The organism is Sunxiuqinia elliptica, from assembly GCF_900113005.1.
GTDB classification, from domain to species: Bacteria; Bacteroidota; Bacteroidia; order Bacteroidales; family Prolixibacteraceae; genus Sunxiuqinia; species Sunxiuqinia elliptica.
In genome coordinates, this window is record NZ_FONW01000002.1 from 168694 (window position 1) to 190175 (window position 21482).

17 protein-coding genes are annotated in these 21482 nt (G+C 42.1%); 13 read left to right on the top strand and 4 right to left on the bottom strand.

Annotation, left to right across the window (positions count from 1 at the left end; translation table 11 throughout):
- The first annotated feature begins 343 nt into the window (after positions 1–343).
- From BM156_RS05375 to BM156_RS05415, 9 genes are all read left to right on the top strand, one after another.
- Positions 344–1276, top strand: a complete 933-nt coding sequence (locus BM156_RS05375) for a lytic transglycosylase domain-containing protein (protein ID WP_093918820.1) — start codon at positions 344–346, stop codon at positions 1274–1276.
- A gap of 5 nt (positions 1277–1281) precedes the next feature.
- The gene (uvrA, locus tag BM156_RS05380) at positions 1282–4146 is read left to right on the top strand and encodes an excinuclease ABC subunit UvrA (protein ID WP_093918821.1); all 2865 of its coding nucleotides are present in this window, start codon (positions 1282–1284) and stop codon (positions 4144–4146) included.
- A gap of 19 nt (positions 4147–4165) precedes the next feature.
- Complete coding sequence (locus BM156_RS05385; protein ID WP_244525712.1) at positions 4166–5881, top strand: nucleoside kinase; 1716 nt, start codon at positions 4166–4168, stop codon at positions 5879–5881.
- A 420-nt stretch (positions 5882–6301) separates the two neighbouring features.
- Positions 6302–6901, top strand: coding sequence for a TetR/AcrR family transcriptional regulator (locus BM156_RS05390; protein ID WP_093918822.1), 600 nt, complete (start codon positions 6302–6304; stop codon positions 6899–6901).
- A 51-nt stretch (positions 6902–6952) separates the two neighbouring features.
- Positions 6953–7570 carry a TetR/AcrR family transcriptional regulator gene (locus BM156_RS05395; RefSeq protein WP_093918823.1) on the top strand — a complete coding sequence of 206 codons (618 nt, stop codon included), beginning with the start codon at positions 6953–6955 and terminating at the stop codon, positions 7568–7570.
- Positions 7571–7611: 41 nt separating this feature from the next.
- Entirely contained in the window at positions 7612–8910 is a 1299-nt protein-coding gene (locus BM156_RS05400) for a TolC family protein (protein WP_093918824.1), read from the top strand.
- 21 nt (positions 8911–8931) lie between these two features.
- Entirely contained in the window at positions 8932–9981 is a 1050-nt protein-coding gene (locus BM156_RS05405) for an efflux RND transporter periplasmic adaptor subunit (RefSeq protein ID WP_170846871.1), read from the top strand.
- Positions 9982–10020: 39 nt separating this feature from the next.
- Positions 10021–13140, top strand: a complete 3120-nt coding sequence (locus BM156_RS05410; RefSeq protein WP_093918826.1) for an efflux RND transporter permease subunit — start codon at positions 10021–10023, stop codon at positions 13138–13140.
- A gap of 52 nt (positions 13141–13192) precedes the next feature.
- Positions 13193–13486, top strand: a complete 294-nt coding sequence (locus BM156_RS05415; RefSeq protein ID WP_093918827.1) for a PG0541 family transporter-associated protein — start codon at positions 13193–13195, stop codon at positions 13484–13486.
- A gap of 121 nt (positions 13487–13607) precedes the next feature.
- Here the strand turns inward: BM156_RS05415 and BM156_RS05420 are convergent, their stop codons facing one another.
- Complete coding sequence (locus tag BM156_RS05420; RefSeq protein ID WP_093918828.1) at positions 13608–14915, bottom strand: MATE family efflux transporter; 1308 nt, start codon at positions 14913–14915, stop codon at positions 13608–13610.
- A 257-nt stretch (positions 14916–15172) separates the two neighbouring features.
- Here BM156_RS05420 and BM156_RS05425 point away from each other — a divergent pair, with 257 nt between their 5' ends.
- The gene (locus BM156_RS05425) at positions 15173–15772 is read left to right on the top strand and encodes a superoxide dismutase (protein ID WP_093918829.1); all 600 of its coding nucleotides are present in this window, start codon (positions 15173–15175) and stop codon (positions 15770–15772) included.
- A 136-nt stretch (positions 15773–15908) separates the two neighbouring features.
- On the top strand, positions 15909–16586 hold the full coding sequence (locus BM156_RS05430; RefSeq protein ID WP_093918830.1) for a VOC family protein: 678 nt from the start codon (positions 15909–15911) through the stop codon (positions 16584–16586).
- On the opposite strand, the gene BM156_RS05435 is transcribed toward BM156_RS05430, so the two are convergent.
- Positions 16583–16942: a cupin domain-containing protein gene (locus BM156_RS05435; protein ID WP_093918831.1), complete on the bottom strand. Its 360-nt coding sequence runs from the start codon at positions 16940–16942 to the stop codon at positions 16583–16585. The two genes, BM156_RS05430 and BM156_RS05435, sit on opposite strands and share 4 nt — an antisense overlap.
- A 282-nt stretch (positions 16943–17224) precedes the next feature.
- Here BM156_RS05435 and BM156_RS05440 point away from each other — a divergent pair, with 282 nt between their 5' ends.
- Both BM156_RS05440 and BM156_RS05445 read left to right on the top strand, forming a co-directional pair.
- Positions 17225–17803: a superoxide dismutase gene (locus BM156_RS05440; protein ID WP_093918832.1), complete on the top strand. Its 579-nt coding sequence runs from the start codon at positions 17225–17227 to the stop codon at positions 17801–17803.
- 27 nt (positions 17804–17830) lie between these two features.
- Positions 17831–18007, top strand: coding sequence for a minichromosome maintenance protein MCM (locus tag BM156_RS05445; RefSeq protein ID WP_093918833.1), 177 nt, complete (start codon positions 17831–17833; stop codon positions 18005–18007).
- A 42-nt stretch (positions 18008–18049) separates the two neighbouring features.
- Here BM156_RS05445 and BM156_RS05450 read toward each other — a convergent pair whose 3' ends face one another.
- On the bottom strand, positions 18050–19915 hold the full coding sequence (locus tag BM156_RS05450; protein WP_093918834.1) for a pyruvate kinase: 1866 nt from the start codon (positions 19913–19915) through the stop codon (positions 18050–18052).
- A 127-nt stretch (positions 19916–20042) separates the two neighbouring features.
- Positions 20043–21428, bottom strand: a complete 1386-nt coding sequence (xylE, locus tag BM156_RS05455) for a D-xylose transporter XylE (RefSeq protein WP_093918835.1) — start codon at positions 21426–21428, stop codon at positions 20043–20045.
- Positions 21429–21482: the final 54 nt, after the last annotated feature.

Below are 21482 nucleotides of genomic sequence, written 5' to 3' on the forward strand. Positions count from 1 at the left end.
AACTTTTTTTCAAATGTTTTTTTAGAGTAAGTTTTTGTTTGATAATTGGTTGTGCGTGACTGTGATGATGACCTTTTTTAATTGCGATGCCTTTTCAGTGATCTAATTTTGTTCATTTTTAGGGAAGATTTGAAGGATTAAGAAACAGAAGGCTAAGGCTCTGTGTTATTCTTGTTGGATTCTTGTCTCATCGAGTGGTTCCTGTTTTTGTATAGCTAAAACTGACTGTTTTCGGGTGATAGCAAGCAGTTGCTGTGCTTTGTCGTTTTTTAGAATTAATTAAGTTGAAAGCCAGCTGCAAAAGCACTATTTTTGCCGTTTAGTAAAATTTGAATGTAGGATTATGAAGCGGATAGCAAGTCGATTATTGTATAGTTTTATTTTAGTGGTTCTGGTGTTGGGAGGTTATCAGTTTTTGGAGTCTTCAACCTATCCGGAACGGGCACCAGAGGCTCCGGCCAAGCATTATTATAGTTCTGTTGAAGTTCCGGATTCACTGACTTTTGCTGGAGAAAAAGTTCCTTTAGAATATTTCGATGTGTATGAAAGTCTGGACCGCGAGTTGTTGGTTAATTCCTATTTTCATTCACAAACCTTGCGGTTTATGAAAATGGCTCCGCGGTTCTTCTCTATTATTGAACCGATCTTGGAAGCAGACAGCATTCCGGAGGATTTTAAATACCTGGCTTTGGCTGAGAGTGGGTTTAACCCGAAGGCAGTATCTCCGGCAGGAGCCGTTGGCTTTTGGCAGTTTATGAAAGGAACGGCACGTGATTACGGCTTGGAGGTGAGTGGCGAGGTTGATGAACGTTATCACATTGAAAAGTCAACCCATGCGGCTTGTGCTTATCTGCACGAGTCCTATAAGAAGTATGGAAGCTGGACCTTGGTGGCTGCAACCTACAATGCCGGACGAAATTTCGTTGGCAGGCAGCTTGAACGTCAGCAAGAAACAGATTACTATGACTTGTTACTTGGTGAAGAAACCGGACGTTATGTATTTCGGATTTTAGCCTTAAAATTGGTAATGGAGAACCCACAAAAATATGGTTTTGATGTTCAGGAAGATGAACAATATTCGGTCTGGAATACGAAGACGGTTTCGATTTCTGGTCCGGTAGCCAACTTTGCTGATTTTGCTCAAGAGCATCAGACCAATTACAAAATTCTGAAAATGCTGAACCCATGGTTGCGTGAATCTTATCTGACAAACAAGAGTGGCAAAACCTATGGAATAAAATTGCCAGCAGAAGGTTTCAGAACAAATACAAAGTAAGCTAAATGCAGAAAACAGAAGCAGTAGTTCTGGAGGAAGAACTGATTGAAAACGAAGAAAAGGTTGTCGTGCACGGTGCTCGTGTGCATAACCTGCAAAATATTAATGTTGAAATTCCACGTAACCAGCTAACCGTAATTACCGGATTGAGTGGCAGTGGAAAGTCGTCATTGGCTTTTGATACAATTTATGCAGAAGGACAACGTCGCTATATTGAGACTTTTTCGGCTTATGCCCGTTCGTTTTTGGGGAATATGGAACGACCCGATGTGGATAAGATTACTGGCCTGAGCCCAGTGATCTCCATTGAGCAGAAAACGACCAACAAGAACCCTCGTTCTACCGTTGGAACCGTGACGGAAATCTATGATTTTCTGCGTTTGTTGTATGCCCGTGCCGGAGAAGCTTTTTCATATGAAACCGGTGAGAAGATGGTCAAATATACGGATGACCAAATTCTCAAACTGATTCAGGAACAATTCACTGGGAAGCGAATTTTGGTGATGGCACCTTTGGTGCGAGGCAGAAAAGGACATTATCGGGAACTGTTTGAGCAGTTCAGACGCAAGGGCTTTTTGTATGCTCGCATTGATGGTGAAGTCAAAGAACTGGTTCCCAACATGAAGGTTGATCGCTATAAAAATCACTTTATCGAAGTAGTGGTTGATCGTTTGGAGGTGGATGAAGGAAGCTTAAAACGCTTGAAAGAGTCGGTGCAGACAGCAATGAAGCAGGGACACGGAATTACCCTGATTATGGAACATGAGTCGGATCATATGAAGTACTACAGCCGCCAGCTGATGTGTCCAACAACCGGGATCTCGTATGCTGAGCCTGCTCCGCACAATTTCTCATTTAACTCACCGCAGGGAGCCTGTCCACGTTGTAATGGTCTTGGGCAAGTGGCTGAAATTGACTTGGATAAAATTATCCCGGAACCGGATAAAAGCATTGCCAAAGGAGGAATTGCTCCACTTGGATCGCAAAAGAATACCTTGATTTTCTGGCAGATTGAAGCATTGGGCGAGAAGTATGGGTTTACCCTGAAAACACCGGTTAAAGATATCCCTGAAGATGGATTGAAAGCCGTGCTGTATGGAACCAATGAGCGTATTCAGCTGAAAAATTCCCCCTTGGGAAGTTCGGTCAATTACATGATGACTTATGAGGGGGTGGTAAAGTACATCGATAACCAGCGGGAAGATAATCCGTCGAAAAAGGCGAAGAAGTGGGCTAATCAATTCATCAAAGAAAAAGCTTGCCCGGAATGTCAGGGCCATCGATTAAAAAAAGAGTCGCTTCATTTTAAGATTGACGGACGCAATATTTCCGAAATCGCACGAATGGACATTAGCGAACTGAGTGATTGGCTGGTTGGCTTGGAAGACCGACTGACAGACCGCCAGCGTAAGATCGGAGTGGAGGTCGTGAAAGAAATCAGGGATCGTGTAAGTTTCTTGATTGATGTTGGTTTGGAATACCTTTCGCTTGATCGCACCTCGCGGACCTTGTCTGGGGGAGAGTCGCAACGTATCCGCTTGGCGACACAAATTGGATCGCAGTTGGTCAACGTGTTGTATATTTTAGATGAACCGAGTATTGGTTTGCATCACCGCGATAACCTACGGCTTATCCATTCGTTACAAACGTTGCGCGATACAGGAAACTCTGTTATTGTTGTTGAGCACGATAAAGATATGATGTTGTCGGCTGATTATATTGTGGATATGGGGCCTTATGCGGGGCGACATGGCGGCGAGGTGGTTGGTGCAGGATCACCTGATGCCTTATTGAAAGCTGATACGTTAACCTCGAAGTATTTGCGTGGAGAACACACCATAGCCGTACCTGAAACCCGTCGTGAAGGAAATGGAAAAGCTTTAAAACTCAAAGGTTGTGTCGGAAATAACCTGAAAAAGGTTGATGTTGAGTTCCCTTTAGGCAAGTTGATTTGTGTCACAGGAGTTTCGGGTAGTGGTAAGTCAAGTTTAATCAATGGCACTTTGCAGCCAATCTTGAGTCAACACTTTTACAAGTCGGTGAAAGATCCGCTGACTTATGAAAAGATTGATGGTTTGAAATTGATTGATAAAGTGGTGCAGGTTGATCAATCGCCATTGGGGCGGACTCCTCGATCGAACCCGGTAACTTACACGGGGGTTTTCTCCGATATCAGAGCTTTATTTGCTCAGTTGCCGGAAGCCAAAATACGCGGCTACAAGCCTGGCCGTTTCTCTTTCAACGTAAAAGGAGGCCGGTGTGAAGATTGCCAGGGAGGAGGTTTGAAGCTGATTGAAATGAACTTCTTGCCAGATGTTTATGTGCATTGCGACACCTGCAATGGCAAACGCTATAACCGGGAAACATTGGAGGTTCGCTACAAAGGCAAATCCATTGGCGATGTGCTGGATATGACCATCAATCAAGGAGTCGAGTTTTTTGAGCACCTGCCGTCTATCGCACATAAGCTGAAAACGCTGCAGGAGGTTGGACTGGGCTACATTACCTTGGGGCAATCGTCAACAACCTTATCTGGCGGTGAATCTCAGCGGGTGAAACTGGCATCTGAGTTAGCCAAAAAGGACACAGGCAAAACGTTGTATATTTTAGATGAGCCGACGACTGGCCTGCATTTTGAGGATATCAGGGTATTGCTAGAGGTGCTGAATAAACTGGTCGATCGAGGCAATACGGTGATTGTGATTGAACACAATATGGATGTGATCAAAGTGGCGGATCATATTATTGACCTGGGGCCTGAAGGCGGTAAAGGTGGCGGACAGGTTTTATGTGTGGGAACACCTGAAGAGGTCATTAGAAATAAGAAATCGTATACGGCCCGGTATCTGAAAAAAGAGCTAGATTTATAGCAAATTATTTAAATAATGAATGTCGTTGGTAAAAGCCATTGCCAACGACATTGATTGGAGCCATGAGATTATGAAAATAGTTGAAATTTATTGCGAGAACACCAAGGAGAGGAAAGCCTATCCCTTGGGAACTACTTTGGAGGAGATTAAAGATGACCTTCAGATTAAGTTGAAAAACCCAGTTTGTGGAGCCTTGGTCAACCATAAGGTGAAAGAGTTGTCTTTTGCTGTCGTTAAATCAAAACGAATTCAGTTCATCGATTATTCTCATGTCGATGGGCGACGCTTATACACCCGTTCCTTGTTGTTTTTGTTGTACGTTGCCGTTCGGGAGACTTTCCCTCAGGTGAAACTTCGGATTATGAACGGAATATCGCAAGGATACTATTGTGAGCTTGTTGGTTTGGAGCGGGAGATTACGGAATCGGATATTTTTGAACTGAAAAGCGAAATGCGTTCGTGGGTTGAGCGCGATTTACCTTTTGTGAAAAAGGGAATTCCAACAGAAAAGGCTGTTGACATTCTGGTACAGCAAGGATTGGAGGAAAAAGCTAGGTTGTTCGAGCAGCAAGGTACCTTGTTCTCTTACTTGTACTTTGTTAATGGCTTAGCGAATTATTTTTATGGACACCATGTGCCGTCAACAGGATATTTGACCAACTTTGGCTTGGTTCCTTATTTTGATGGCCTTCTACTTCAGATTCCTCAGACAGATAATTTTGATTTGCTTTATCCGGTCATCGAACAGGAGAAGCTTTTTGGAGTGTTTAAGGAACACAAACAACGAGCTACCATTCTGGATGTCCCGGATCTTGGTAAGCTGAATGAATATACGCAGATGGGCAAGAGCGGAGATATTATCAAAATATCGGAAGCACTTCATGAAAAGAAAATTGCAGAGATTGCCAACCAAATTGATGAACGAAGGGATGAGATTAAAGTTATTTTGATTGCTGGACCTTCAGCGTCGGGAAAAACAACTTTTAGCAAGCGATTGGCGGTTCAATTGGCGGTGAATGGTTTGGTCCCTCATATGATTTCTCTGGACGACTACTTTGTCGATCGGGAGAAAACACCGCTTGATGAACACGGTGAATATGACTTTGAGTCCTTAGAAGCTATCGACATTGCCTTTTTTAATGAACAGCTGTTGCAGTTGTTTAATGGCGAAGAAGTTGAGTTGCCCAAATTTGATTTCAACCTTGGTAAACGTACCCGCTCAGGTGAAAAACTTCGCATTGGTGATGGGCATTTACTTATTGTAGAAGGGATTCATGGGAATAATCCGGGGCTTACACCTCATGTGTCAAATCACCAGAGTTTCCGAATTTTCTTGTCCGCATTGACTCAGATTTCATTTGACGATCATAACCATATTTCGACAACAGATAATCGTTTAATTCGACGAATGATTCGCGATAGCCTTTATCGTGGCTACTCAGCTGCCGAAACCATCAAACGATGGCCAAGTGTAAAAAATGGAGAGGAAAAGAATATTTTCCCCTACCAGGAGAATGCGGATATCATGTTCAACTCAGCCTTAGTTTACGAATTGGCTGTGTTGAAAAAATATGCCGAGCCTTTATTGAAGAATGTCCCTGAGAATCAGATTGAATACTGTGAAGCAAATCGACTATTGAAATTCTTTAGTTACATCAATAGTATTGATGATATTGAAATTCCACCAACGTCGCTGATTCGGGAATTTTTGGGAGGCAGCAGCTTCCTTTATTAAGGAAAAGAACTTGGAAGAGGCAATGCTGCTGGTTCATTAAGAGTCAGTGCTGCAACCTTTTTTGTTGGGTAACGATATTGTAAAGAGTTTTTAAGTGCGCATGGAAACAGGCGTATTTAAAAACTCTTTTTTGTGGTTTGAAGTGTGCAAACTAAGAAATAATGCAATTTCGCTTGTAAGCAGAGTTCGCTTGAACTACACCTTTGATTTTAATTTCCTTGCCTAAGGAACGCAAATAACCGATCCCTTTTGTAGTCTTTGTTTGTTGTATGGTATTGATTGTTAATTTATTATGTGCTTGTGTGACAGGGGGAGTAAATGTTAACAGGATATGTTGAAAAATGAGAAAATCCGTTAAAACTCTACAAAAACTATTACAGTTCTCAAAGTTTTTATATATTTGCGTCTAATTAGAAAACAATGGAAGTACGCGAAAGAATTATTGATGAATCAGCCAAACTCTTCTTTAAGTTTGGAATCCGCAATGTCACTATGGATGATATTGCTGTATCTTTAGGTATCTCAAAACGTACTGTCTATGAGGTTTTTAAGGATAAGACAGAGTTGATTGAAACTTGTTTGCGGTATTTGTCTGAGAAGCAAGAAGAACGGAATCATAAGGTGATGGCCGCTTCTGCAAATGTGGTTGAGGCAATCATAACTTCGATGAAGGACGGAATTAAGGCGATTAATGCTATAAATCCGGTGTTTTTTTATGACATAAGAAAGTATTATCCAAAGATTTGGACAACGCTTTATGAGGAAAACCAAAAACGGAATTATAACAATATATACAGACAGTTACGTAAGGGAATTAATGAAGGTCTTTTTCGGAAAGATATTAATGTGGATATTGTTACGAAGCTGTTTCAGGCCCAGATTAGCATGCTTTCAGATCAAGCGATCTTTCCTTCGGAAGAATATCGATATGCTGATTTATTCGAAAACCTCATGGTAAATTTTGTAAGAGGAATAAGTACCCAACGGGGGATTGAATTAGTAGATAGTATGTTGGACTAAATTTTTTTGCCCAATAGAAAACTCAAAGTAACTTCAAAGTTTTTTTGGTTTATGGTTGATGAGAGAACAATAGTGGAGAAAACTTATGAGCTGTACCGTAAGTATGGTGTCAAAAGTGTGAGCGTGGACGAGATTGCTGTTGCTTTGGGGATTTCGAAAAAGACCCTTTACCAGCATATTCGAAGTCGTGATGAGTTGCTAAAGCTGGTTGTCGAGCATAGCTTGAATAAGTTTTCAACAGAACTAATCAAGCTGGTTACACCCGAAGAGAATCTGATAAAGAAGCTGGCTTTGCTTTATGCTTTTATTGTGAAAAGTTCAAGAAATGTGAATCCAACCTTCATTTTGGATTTGAAAAAGGTGAGTTACAAGCAGTATTTGTATGTGCAGGAATTTAGAAACAAGAGGCTTTATGATGGGGTGAAATCCATTTATGAACAAGGTGTTGAAGAGGGGATTTTCCGAACTAATGTAGATATCCGGTATGTCTATTACAATCAGATTTACAAAGTCTCGGAGATCGCTTACAAGATTTTTCCCGACTATGATGAAGCAAGCTCAGGCGATACGCTTTATCGGTTGATTTTAAATGACATTGCCGGAATAACGACCGTGAAGGGACATCAGGTATTTGACGAAATATTTGACGAACTGCTTCAATTGCTATGAAGTATTTAGATAGAAAAACAGAAAACAATTACAATTAAACAATGAGACGAAAACAGATTGCTATGCTGTTGCTGGCGGGCTTGCTTTGTCATGGGGCTTGGGCTCAAGAGCAACTTCAGATTAATTTACAGGAAGCCAAAAACTATGCTTTGCAGTTTAATAAAACGATTGCAAACTCGGGTTTGGCCGTTGAAAAATCGCAGGAGCAAATTTGGGAAGCTATTGCCAGTGGCTTGCCCCAGGTTGATGCGACCGCCGATTACACCAATGCTTTGGGGGCCGAAATCTCCATCCAGTTTGCCGAAGGTCAACCTGCCTCTCAAATTCCGATTGATCCAACAAGTAGCTTCAACTTAACAGTTGGACAGCTGCTGTTTAGTGCCAATTATTGGGTGGGTGTTCAAACGGCAAAACTGTATCAGAAGTTATCTGAAAAGAACCAGACAAAAACCGAACGGGATGTGGTTAGCCAGGTGATTGAAAGCTACTACTTGGTTGTGGTTGCCGGTGAAACACTGGAAATTTTACAGGAGAATGTTAACAACTTGCAGGCAATTTACGACAAAACAGCTCCTATGGTTGAGTTTGGAGTGACCGAGAAAGTTGAACTAGATCAATTACTGGTACAGTTAAATTCGTTGAAGAATGCAGTAAAGTCAGCCGAAAGACAGCATGTTATGGCAAAAAATATGTTGCGCCTTCAATTGGGAGTTGATGCCGATACGGAGCTTCTACTGACTGAGGAATTGGAAAACTTATTGGCAAACGAAGATTTTGATGGCCAATTGCTGGAAGGATTCAATCTTTCAGAAAATGTTGATTATCAGTTGATGGAAGCGCAGGGAGCACTTCAGGAGAAGCAGGTTGAGATGCAGAAAGCCAATTACTTGCCAACGCTTTCAAGCTACTATTCATTTAACCACAAAATTCTGAAACCAGCTTTTGATATGGCTCCAAACCATGTCGTTGGATTACAGATGAATATTCCAATTTTTTCGAGTGGTGAACGACGTTCCAAAGTTCGCTCAGCCAAAATCGATCTGGAAACTTATCGGAACGAACAGGCGCTGCTGGAAGATCAACTTTCAATTCAACACAAACAGTTGAACTTCAATTTAAAGAGTGCTTTGGAAAACTACAGAAATCAGCAAACGAATATTGAAGTATCGCGTGAGGTATATAAAAACTTGAAACAGAAATACGACCAGGGGATGATCTCCAGTTTGGAGTTGACCAGTGCTGATAACAACTACCTCAAAGCCGAATCGGACTACCTGCAAGCAGCTTTGGAATTGCTGCAGGCCCAAAACCAATTAAACACGTTAACAGGAAAACTTTGATAAACAATGAAACAAATAAGCATGAAACGATTGAATTACAGTATAGCTCTGGGAGCATTGGTTTTATCTAGCTTGGGAGCTTGTTCTTCTGGTCAGGATAAAAAGGCAAAGGCTACGCCTGATGTAGTTACTGAACGGGTGAGAACAACAAGGTTGGGGAGCGAAGAAATTACGCGAACAGTAGTTTACACCGCAACTTTGGAACCTTTTAAAGAAGTTCACATGGCGCCAACTTCTCCGGGACGAATTGAGAACATCCAGGTAGAGCTTGGCGACCGGGTAAAAAAGGGACAGGAGCTCGTTCGAATGAATGATACCCAACTGATTCAGGCAGAAATTCAGTTGAATAATTTGAAAGCAGATTATACCCGTTTAGATACCTTGAAAAAATTGGGAAGCATTGCCCAGCAACAATACGAGCAATTGCAGGCGCAGTACGAAGCAGCTCAGGAAAATGTTGATTTCTTAAGAAAAAATACCATCCTGAAAGCTCCTTTCAATGCGGCAATTTCCGGTAAGTATTTTGAATCGGGTGAAATGTACTCGGGAACACCCGTGGCAGCTGTTGGTAAAGCAGCCATTCTTTCGGTTATCCAAGTGGATAAATTGAAAGCAATTGTGAGTGTGTCAGAGAAGTATTTCCCTAAAGTAGAACTGGGAATGGCTGTTAACTTGCGTTTTGACGTTTTTCCAGAGGAGTCTTTTGAAGGCAAAATCTTTCGTATAGCACCTACAATTGATCCACAAAGTCGCTCATTTGAAGTTGAGGTAAGTGTTGATAACTCCAATGGTCAGCTGCGTCCTGGTATGTTTGGTCGGGTAACCATTGGTTTGGAAAAAACGGATGCAATTGTGCTTCCTGCCTTGGCTATTTTAAAAATGCAAGGCTCTAACGTGCGTTACCTGTTTATTGAGGAGAATGGTCGCGCAAAACGGATTGAAGTTCAGCTTGGAAACCGCTTTGACGATAAAGTGGAAGTGATTTCAGATCAACTAAAAGTGGGGAATCAGGTGATTGTTGAAGGTCAGGCCCGCTTGTTGGATGGAGGCCCTGTTGAAGTGGTACGGTAAGCATGCCAGAAACATTGTAGAATTTTAGAAACAACAATTATGAGTATATATAAAAGCGCGGTTGATAAACCGGTAACTACCTTCATGATTTTTATAGCGATCATGGTCATGGGGGCTTTTTCGCTGATTAATATTCCGATTGACCTGTATCCGGAAATGGAACCTCCTTATGTCTCGGTGATGACAACTTACTCGGGAGCTAACGCAGCGGATATTGAAACGAATGTGACCAAAGTACTTGAAGATGCTTTGAATTCAGTCGATAAATTGAAGGAGATTTCTTCCACATCGTCTGATAATATTTCGGTAATTTCTCTTGAGTTTGAATGGGATGCCAACCTTGATGAGGCGACCAACGATATCCGGGATGTGATTGACAGGATGTTGGATAATCTTCCGGATGGCGTTGACCGACCCACCATTTTCAAGTTCAATACCAGCATGTTCCCAATCTTATTCTATGCCATTACGGCTGAAGAAACTTACCCGGGATTGGAAAAACTGATTGATGAAAAAGTGATTAACCCATTGAATAGGGTTGATGGAGTAGGATCAGTGGCGATGGTTGGAACCCCTCAGCGGATGGTTTATGTTGATGTGGATCCGAAGCGTTTGGATGCTTATGATCTAACCTTGGAGCAAATTGGTTCAATCATCTCTGGTGAAAACCAGAACCTGCCATTGGGTAATGTGAAGATGGGTAAGATTGATTACCAGCTTCGCGTTCAGGGAGAATTTTCAGAAAGCGAACGAATAAATAACCTGGTCGTTGCAAATAGAGATGGAAAGCAAGTTTATGTGAGAGACATTGCAACAGTGCGCGATACGCTGAAAGATGTTACGCTGGAGGAACGGATTAACGGAGAAGAAGGGGTACGCTTGTTCGTAATGAAGCAGTCTGGTGCCAATACCGTAAAGGTTGCCCGTCAAATCAAAGATCGGCTGGAAGAGCTGAAAACTACCTTGCCTCCAGATGTAAAAATTCAGGAGATTTTTGACTCGTCAACCTTTATTAAAGGCTCCATTAGCAACTTGTCATCGACCTTGATGTATGCCATGATTTTTGTGGTATTTGTTGTCTTGTTCTTCTTAGGGCGCTGGCGAGCCACCTTTATTATTGTACTAACAATTCCAATCTCACTGATTGTTTCGTTTGTTTACCTCTATTTAACAGGGAACTCGTTGAACGTTATTTCCTTGACATCGCTGTCGATTGCGATTGGTATGGTGGTGGATGATGCGATTGTGGTATTGGAAAACATTACGCGACATGTGGAGCGGGGAAGTAGCCCTCGGGAAGCTGCCATTTATGCAACCAACGAGGTGTGGCTGTCGGTTATCGTAACAACCTTGGTGGTTGTGGCTGTGTTCTTCCCACTGACCTTGGTTTCAGGAATGACGGGTGTCTTGTTTAATCAGTTAGGATGGATTGTAACAATTACGGTTGTAACGTCAACGGTTGCCGCAATCTCGCTAACGCCGATGTTGGCTTCTCGCTTGTTAAAACTGAGTAAAAAGAAAAAGCCACGCAGATTCTCTTGGGAAAACACCGTTGAAAAATGGCTTGTAAAGTTGGATGAGATGTATGAGCGGTTACTGCGTCGCTTGTTGCATTACAAATCTGTTGTTATTATTGGAACCTTCCTGGTGTTTTTTGCTTCTTTATTTCTGACGAAGTTTATTGGAAGTGATTTTATGCCTGAGTCCGATGAAAGCCAGATTACAGCCAATGTTGAATTACAAACAGGCTTACGGGTAGAAGAAACTTCGAAAGTGACTCGTCAGTTGGAAGCTATTATTAAAGAGCGTTATCCTGAAGTGGAACTAATCTCTTCATCTTCTGGTGCTGATGACGAGGGAGGTTTTATCTCCATGTTCAGTACAACAGGATCGAACATCATCAACTTTACCTTGCGCTTGAGCGAGATTGACGAGCGTCAGCGGACTGTTTGGGAAATTGCGGATGATTTCCGGGCTCAGATTGCTTTGCTGCCAGAAGTGGTTAGTTCAACGGTTTCAACCTCAAGTCAGGGACTTGGAGGTTCAGGGAACACCGTAGACTATGAAATTTATGGTTATAACTTCGATGTCACCAACCGCTATGCCGAGCAAGTCTTGGAACGTTTACGCAAGCTTGAAGGAGCTCAGGATGTAACCATTAGCCGGAAGAATGACAAACCGGAGTTACAAATTGTGTTGGATCGGACAAAACTGTCAGAACACGGTTTGACCAGTGCTCAGGTTTCTATGTTTGTTCGTAACCGGGTCAATGGGCTGATTCCTTCTTATTATAAAGAAGAGGGTGAAGAGTATGATATTAAGATACGTCTGGAAGAAGATTACCGGAACTCAATTTCTGACCTCCAGGAGATGACGATAATGACTGCTACCGGCAAGAAAGTCAAACTGAAAGAGCTTGGAACGATTGAAGAATATTGGTCACCACCCAGTATTGAGCACAAACGTCGTGAGCGTTTGGTAACAATCTCGGCTACCCCAAGTGGAATTTCGCTGGGAGAGCTAGCAAACCGGATTAAAACGGAGACTGCCGCCATTGACACTCCTCCGGAGATTGTGATTGCTGTGGGTGGAGCCTATGAAGATCAGCAAGAATCGTTTATGGATTTGGCGATGTTGTTTGGCTTGAGTTTGATCCTGGTATTTATTGTGATGGCTTCTCAGTTTGAGTCTTTGCGAATGCCATTGATTATTATGATGTCTATTCCGTTTGCTTTCACCGGCGTAATTCTAGCCTTGGTTCTAACCGGAACGACCTTGAGTGTTGTTGCTGCATTGGGAGCAGTGCTGCTGGTTGGTATTGTTGTGAAAAACGGAATTGTATTGGTTGACTTTATTAACCTGATGCGGGATCGTGGCATGGATTTGTATGAAGCCATTGCCCTGTCCGGAAAATCACGTTTGCGTCCGGTATTGATGACGGCTGCAACCACAATTCTAGGTATGCTTCCTTTGGCAATGAGCACAGGTGAAGGTGCTGAGATTTGGCGCCCGATGGGAATCACCGTAATCGGAGGTCTGATTTTCTCAACTTTGGTAACGATGGTTATTGTGCCTGTAATGTACGCGGTGTTAGCCAGCAAGGGAGAACGTCGTAAGCAGGATGAAGTGAGAAAGCAATTCGTATTTATGGATGAGTAGGAGTCTTCGCTTGAAGACTTCTTAATGAATTCAAATCAAGAAATTAAAGAAAATGAAAGCCGTATTTATAGTATTTAATCAAGCTAATACCGAACGTGTTGAGTACATGTTGGATCGTTTGGAAATTAGAGGTTATACCTGGTGGAACGATGTTATGGGCAGAGGATCGGTTGATGGGGAACCCCGGATGGGGACTCATACCTGGCCCGAAATTAACTCGGCCGTGTTGACAATTGTTGGAGATGAGCAAGTAGATGTCCTGTTGGAAAAGGTTAAGAAGATGGATGAAATAAACAAGGAAGTAGGCGTTAGAGCCTTTGTTTGGGACATTTTAAAGACCGTGTAAATCAGTTTTCTCTCAGCTTGGGGCTTCTTTCCTTTTGGTTAAACGATGGAAAGAGGCCCCTTTTTTTTGCCTTTTTAGCAGAAGTAGAGAGGCTTTGACAAATTTATTTGTGTTGGTGCTATTAAGAAGCAGGGAAGGTTTTTTGAAGAACTTTAGGAAATAGAAAGGTCTGAAAAACACCTCGGCTTAGCATAAATAGCAACATAGCTACCCACAAAGCATGATTTCCTATAACTGGTTGCATTAAAAAGTACCCGGGAAGAAAAATAAGTATGGTTGCCCCCAGCATACTGTTGCGCATTTCTCGCGAAGCCGTGGCTCCAATATAAATGCCATCCCAGATAAAAGAGGCAAAGGATAAGACAGGAGTTACCACAATCCACCACCTAAAATCTAATGCTGACTGAATTAACTCTTGCTGATTGGTCAGAATACTTAGAATAAGTTTATTGGCGACCAGGTAAAGGAGTGAGAATGCCAAAGCCAGTAAACTTCCCCAGTAAAATAAAGAGCGGGTCACTTTTTTAAAGTGTGAGCGACTCTTCTCTCCAACAAAACGACCAGCCAGGGCTTCTCCGGCATATGCAAAACCATCAATGAAAAAGGCGAAGAACAGGAGAAACTGAATCAGGATTGAATTAACAGCTAGAATGTGATCATTGATACTTGCCGACTTGGAAGTAAAGAAGGTAAAAACAAAAATGACACAGAAGGTTCGGATAAAAATGTCAGAGTTTACCTTGAAAAAGCTTTTTAAGGTTGTTGGATTGATAATGGCTTTCCAGTTCCAGTGCTGTGTTAAACTTTTGTAGGATCGGAAAAACAAATAGACACCAATAACAACTCCCAAATATTGAGCAAGGACTGTTCCTAAAGCTACTCCTGCTGAGTTTAGATGAAATAGTTTGACAAATGAAAAGCTAAGGACAATATTAAATACATTGGCAGCAATTGAAGTAATCATTGGATAGCGGGCATTTTGCATCCCCAAAAACCAACCGTTCAGAACATAAAGTCCGAGTGTCGCGGGGGCTGCCCAAATGCGAATTCGAAAATACTCGCGGGCCAGTGCCTCCACTTCCTGGCTGCCGTTGATCAGCCGGAAACTTAACCATTCGATTGGAAATTGCAGGCTGATGATCACCAGGCTGATCGCCGTTGAAATGAGCATGGCTCGTGAAAGGATGTGATAGCTTTCTGCTTCTTTCTTTTCACCATAAGCTTGGGCTGTGAATCCGCTTGTGCCCATGCGTAGAAAGCTAAATCCCCAGTAAATAAAGTTGAAAATCACTGTTCCCAGAGAAACAGCACCAATAAACACTTCCGAATCCAGGTGTCCCATGAGGGCAAGGTCGACCAATCCTAATAAAGGGATGGTAACATTACTAACGATATTGGGAATTGCTAGGTGGAGGATTTTTCGATTCACAGCTTTTTAGGGGCAAAGAAAGGAAAAAATAATGAATGTGGGTTTTGAAGAAAAATCAAAGATTAACAAAATTTTGGAGTAAGTGACTGAACGCGAGTTATTCCCCGTGGTTGTTGGGGTTTGCCTTATTGAATATCCCTATCAGGTATAGAAAAATTCAATAAAAATTAACTAATTCTGATTTGGTGGAGAACAATTTAGCATGTAGTTTTGTATATAAAGATAAAGAAATCTGAAAATCATAAAATAAATAGACTATGTCATTTGAATTACCAAAATTAAATTACGCATACGACGCACTCGAACCATATATCGATGCGCGCACAATGGAAATCCACCACAGCAAACACCATGCTGCTTATACCAGTAAATTGAACGATGCTGTTAAAGGAACCGATTTAGAAGGAAAAACGATTGAAGAGCTGCTGGCTAATGTTTCAGCACATTCAGGAGCGGTTCGTAATAATGGTGGCGGTTTTTATAACCACAACTTGTATTGGGAGATTATGACACCGGGTGGTGCCTCTCAACCTGAAGGAGACTTATTAAACGCAATAAATGGCTCATTTGAGTCAGTTGAAAACTTTAAAGACGCTTTTGCCAATGCTGCTGCAACCCGATTTGGTTCAGGTTGGGCTTGGTTGGTAAAGCAGGGTGATAGTTTGGTTGTTTCATCAACACCCAATCAGGATAATCCATTAATGGATGTTGCTGATGTAAAAGGGACACCAATTCTTGGAATTGACGTTTGGGAACATGCTTACTATTTAAAGTATCAGAACAAACGTCCCGATTACATTGAGGCTTTTTGGAAAGTCATCAATTGGGATGAAGTGGCCAAACGGTTTAAAGGTTAGTTGATTTTTGGTTTTTTTCCCCGAAGCAGAGGCTTCGGGGTTTTTATGCTTTAAATCCTAATATTATTGTTCAATTGATTGCTTTGTAAGTAGTCGGTTGACAAAACATAGAGTTATTTCTTTGCTAGGTTCAATTATGAAAATTCAAGAGCTTACATTATATACGTCTCAGCTTGCTGCCCAAAAGGAATTTTACAGGAAGGGATTTGGCTTGCCATTGCTTCATGAGTCGAAAGATTCCTTTGGAGTTCAGGTGGGGGCATCGGTTTTGAATTTTGTGTTTAAGAAAAATGCAAAGCCTTATCATTTAGCTTTTAATATTCCGTCAAATCAAGAGGTGGAAGCCTTGCATTGGCTGCAACAGCGAGCTCAAGTTTTAAATTATAACGGAATCGAGCTGATTGACTTCGTGAGCTGGAATGCGAAATCTGTTTATTGTTATGATCCGGATCGAAACTTGGTTGAGTTGATTGCCCGCAAAAACTTGTTTATAGAGAATAAAGATCCCTTTTCTTCGAAAGCATTGTTGAATATCAGTGAAGTTGGTGTGCCGGTTTCAGAAATTGAAACCTGTTATAATCAGTTGAATGAGCTGGTTGAAACACCCATTTTTGATGGCGATTTCGATCGTTTTTGCGCTGTTGGTGACGAAGAAGGTCTGCTAATTCTGATTAATAAACTCAAGCGAAACTGGTTTCCAACGAACGACCGGGCTTACTCGGCCGACTTTGAGCTAATTCTTAAAAAGGATGATACTGACTTCCCAATCCTGTTTCAAAAAGGGCAACTTCAAAAAAAGAAATCAACGGTTTAATAAACCTCTTCATCTTCAATTCGCCAGGCTGGATCAACAATACAGATAAACTTCAAATCAGTCTTTCCAGTGTTGGTAATGTATTGCTTTGCATGCGGTGGAATGTAAATGGCCTGCCCGGGATAAACCATTTGTTTTTCCTGGTCGATGTGCATCAAACCTTCTCCTTCCAAAATATAATAGACTTCTGATGTTTTTAACGAATGCAGTTGAGAACTCAGCCCCGGATTTAGAACGGCATGAGCCAAGCTATAGCGTAGTTTTAGGTCAGCTTTGTCGGGGTGAAGTAGCTCACGTAAAATGGTATTGTCTCCGGCGATAAACTCTTCACAATCTTTTAGGTCTTTGATATGCATATTTTTTTGTTTAGTGAATAACAAAGATAAAAAGAGTCAGTCAGCATCGGTTTTTTAGGTCAATTTATTTTAATGATCGAAGGTTCGTTTTAGCCTGACCTGCTTCTCTTTCTTATTGCTAAGCGATGATGCTCAAAATACTAGATGAATGGGGTGATGCAGTAATAATCTGGAATAGTTTTAAATAGCCAAAATTCACTTTTTTCTTCAAACTTTTTGGGCTTACTTCATGTTAGAAAGACAAAACTGAAGGAAATCACTAACTTTTAAATTATAAAGATTATGTTATTTGAATTACCAGCGTTGCCATACGCAAAGAATGATTTAGAGCCATACATTAGCGAGCAAACATTGGAGTTTCACTACGGGAAGCACCATCAGGCTTATGTAAATAACTTGAATAACTTGGTTCCGGGAACCGCTTTCGAGAATGCTGATCTTGAGACGATTGTTAAAGAGGCTGAAGGCGGAATTTTCAATAATGGTGCCCAGGTTTGGAACCACACATTCTATTTCTTCCAGTTTTCAGCAAGTCCTGCAACTGCACCTGCTGAGGCGTTGAAAGCAGCCATTGAAGATTCTTTTGGCTCAGTCGAGGAATTCAAAGAAGCTTTCTCAAAAGCGGCAGCGACTCTGTTTGGTTCGGGTTGGGCTTGGTTGGTAAAAGACCAGCAAGGAAAATTGAGCATTGTACAAACCAGTAATGCCGGTAACCCATTGCGCGATGGATTAACGCCATTGATGACTTGCGATGTTTGGGAACATGCTTACTACCTGGATAAGCAAAATGCACGTCCGAAGTACATCGAAGATTTCTGGAAAATCTTGGACTGGAAAGTGGTTGCAGAACGTTTTGCCTAAGTGCACTTGATTTAATTTATTGGGAATATGAGCACCGAAAAAGTGTTGAAAACCTTGCAGGATGCAGGGAAACCAATGAAAGCCGGAGAAATAGCAGAAGCTTCTGGCTTGGATAAGAAAGACGTGGAAAAAGCGATGAAGGAGCTAAAAGCCACAGGACAAATTGTTTCACCTAAGCGGTGCTATTGGGCACCTGGAAACTAAGAAATAAGAAAGCCTTTTGTTGCAGAACAGGAGGCTTTTCTATTAGGAGTTGTAACTGTCGTGTGAGAGTTGAAGCTGGTTTGCTTCGTTCAACCGAGGAAGCAAAGTTTCTTTCTTTTTGTTGAAATGCTGCATTCGTTGTAAGATACGGTCAAGCATCTTGACCGCCTTTTCGATGTAGGCTCCTTTGTTGAGCATGACACATTCGGCCCGTTGAGCCATTGCTGCATCTGTAATTTCAGATCGGGTAGGGACTCCTTTCTTAGCCAATGATTCAAGGACTTGAGTCGCCCAAATGTCAGGAATATGGGCAGCTTCACAAATTCGTAAAATCTCTTCCTGGATGCTTGCAAAATTCTTCCACCCGGTTTCAATAGCTAAATCACCACGGGCAATCATCACCCCAATTGGGTAGGTTTGCATTGCTTTCAACAGGATGGAAGGCAGATTTTTAAAACCTTTCTGAGTTTCAATCTTCAGAATTATTCCAACCTGCTGATTCAGTGATTGAAAAACATCCAATAAGTCTTGAACGTCTTGTTGATCATTGACAAAAGAGAGGTTCACAGCATCGGCATGTTTACACACAAAGCGTAAATCTTCTCGATCTTTGTTGGTAAGCCCACGAATTTTCAAGTCAGACTCAGGTAAATTAATGCCTTTATCGGATCGAAGCCGGGTTCCATTTGTCTTGGCATGAATGATCTCGATGTGAAGTTCTTCTGCATGAGCTTTCTTGATAATGCCTTCGATTTTTCCATCATCAAAAAAGATGGGGTTTCCAACTTTAACATCCTTAAAAACTTCAGGCAAGGTGCAGGAAATATGTGCGGGGCGTACAAGTTTTCCTCGTGAACTATAGCTCGCAGGTTCGCCATTACGTGGGTTTTTATGAAGGATCAAAGGATCTCCCGGATGAAGGATAATGGCTTCTTCAACAGGGAGCAATTCACCTACTTTCAAATTGATCGTGTTGCCTTTTTGTTCTTTCTGTAGCGTCAGTACGGCACCGGTTTCAACAAAGGCTGAATCGTAGGATAAACCAATTCGGCCTTCGTCAAGTTTGTTGTCAATGATAATTTCCCGCTTCTTACCACGAGTATCTTCAAACGATAAAATATCGCTTTTTTTCAGTTGCTCAAAATACTCCTCATTAATCGGGAGAATGGCTTTGACCAATCCTTCTGGAGGGTTAATCCCGGGAGGAGCCAACCAAACCTGTGCTGGCTTGGTTACTCGTCCCAAGGCATTGCGCTTGGGCTTGATGTGAACAACCTGAGGTCCAGGTTGCATCTGTCCTGTTCTCAGTTTTGGACCTGCCAGATCCATCATGATTTTGCATTTTCGTTGTTTGGCGGGGCAGGCATTTTTAACTTGCTCAATCATCTTCTCCCATACTTCCGGGTTGTCATGAGCACAGTTGATTCGTGAGCTGTTCATGCCTAGCTTCAACAAGCGCTTAATAAACTGAGGATGTTTTGCCGCAATCCCCGGTAAGGTCACCATAATTCTTGTCCGGCGATTTTTCGATTTACTTCCCAAAAGCATCTTGGTATTTTTCGTTAACAGACTTTTGCTCTGAGGGATTGTTAGAACTCCTGGGATCTTTTCAACAACTTGCTTCCCCTGTAAATGATTGATGATCGTTTTAATATTGAGCAAGCTGTGAACGACGTGACTTTCAATATTGGATAAACTGGGGAGACTGAGTTCCCGCAATTTATTTTGTAAGTGATCGACATCGAAATTTCTGAACGCCAGGTAGTGAATCAGGTTTTTGGCACTTTTTGCATAGACCGGATGCACCTGCCTTAGTTCCTGGGCATATTCCTTTTCCATCGCGATAGCCTTTTCCAGAATCAGACTGATCTCTTGGGCGATTGTTTCCAGTTTCTGAGGTTGATACATTGGTTCATCTTTTTGATCTTACCTCAAAGATAGAAATCTATGGATCTTAAAGCTATTATAAAGGCGAAAAGGGACTGCTGTAGCCCCTTTCCGTTGATTGGTGTGTATGGTGTTTGTAGTAAATCTCTTAGTTCTTCGGTTTGAGCAGGGTTTCCATTTCTTCCAGTGTTTTTCCTTTGGTTTCGGGAACAATTTTCCAAACAAAAATGAAGGAAAGTAAGCTCATTGCTCCATAAAAGCAATAAGTTGCACCACTGCTAAATTCCATCATCGCGGGGTAGGTGGATGAAATGAAGTAGTTGGCAGCCCATTGTGCGGCTACAGCAATCGCGACCGCCTTGCCCCGGATCTTATTCGGGAAGATTTCCGAAATCAGGACCCAGGTAATTGGTCCCCAGGACATCATGAATGAGGCCGTATAGACGATGATGAAAATGAGCGTGCCAATTCCGATGACTTTGAGAAAAGCTAAGGTGCCAATGGCAAACATGCCAATTGCCATGCCGATAGAACCAACCATCAGTAGCGGTCTGCGTCCCCAGCGATCGACTGTAAGTATGGCAACAACGGTGAAAATGACGTTGACAAGTCCCATTACGACTGTTTGCAGCATAGAGGCATCTTTTTCAGCGCCCATACTTTCGAAAATTCGGGGGGCATAGTAAAGGGCAACATTGATTCCGACAAACTGTTGGAACACGGAAAGCAAAATACCGATGATAATGATGAGCTTACCATAAGCAAACAAGCGGGCGGAGCTTTGTTGAACAGTGCCTTTGATATCTTCGAGAATTGTTTGGGCTTGTTGAGCTCCATTAATTCGTTTTAAAATGGCCAAGGCCTTTTCATCCTGATGGTTGATTGCTAAGTAGCGCGGGGTTTCAGGCACAAAAAATAGCAATGCTCCAAAGATGCCGGCAGGAATTGCTTCAGAAACAAACATGCGGCGCCAGCCGATGGTGTTGATCCATTCCAGAGATTGCCCATTGGCAATACCCCAATTGACAAAATAAACCACCAGCATCCCAAAGATGATTGCAAACTGGTTGAGCGACACTAAACGTCCACGAATGTCTGCTGGTGCAATTTCTCCGATGTACATGGGGCATACGGCTGATGCCAGGCCAACACCAATTCCTCCAATAATCCGGTAAAGGTTAAAGACGTATAGTAAGCCCATGGTTGGCTCCCCTTTTTGGAAGAACAAGAATTCGGGATTACCAGAACCAAGAGCAGAAATAAAAAACAAAACAGCTGCAAGCATCAGCGAGCGTTTTCTTCCTAAACGAGAAGCTAAAAAACCGGAGAGAGCCCCCCCAATGATACAGCCGATTAATGCGCTTGATATGGTTGCTCCGTGAGCCCACGAACTGAGCCCAAGTCCGTTTATCAAGTATGCCTGAATTGATTTTTCAGCTCCGGAGATTACAGCGGTATCGTAACCAAAGAGTAAGCCGCCTAAGGTTGCCACCAAGGTGATGGCTACAATGTAAAGTGTGTTTTGACCTTTCATGCCTGTTTAGTTAATACCAAGACATTGGAATTTGGCTCCAGATGTCTTGGCTTT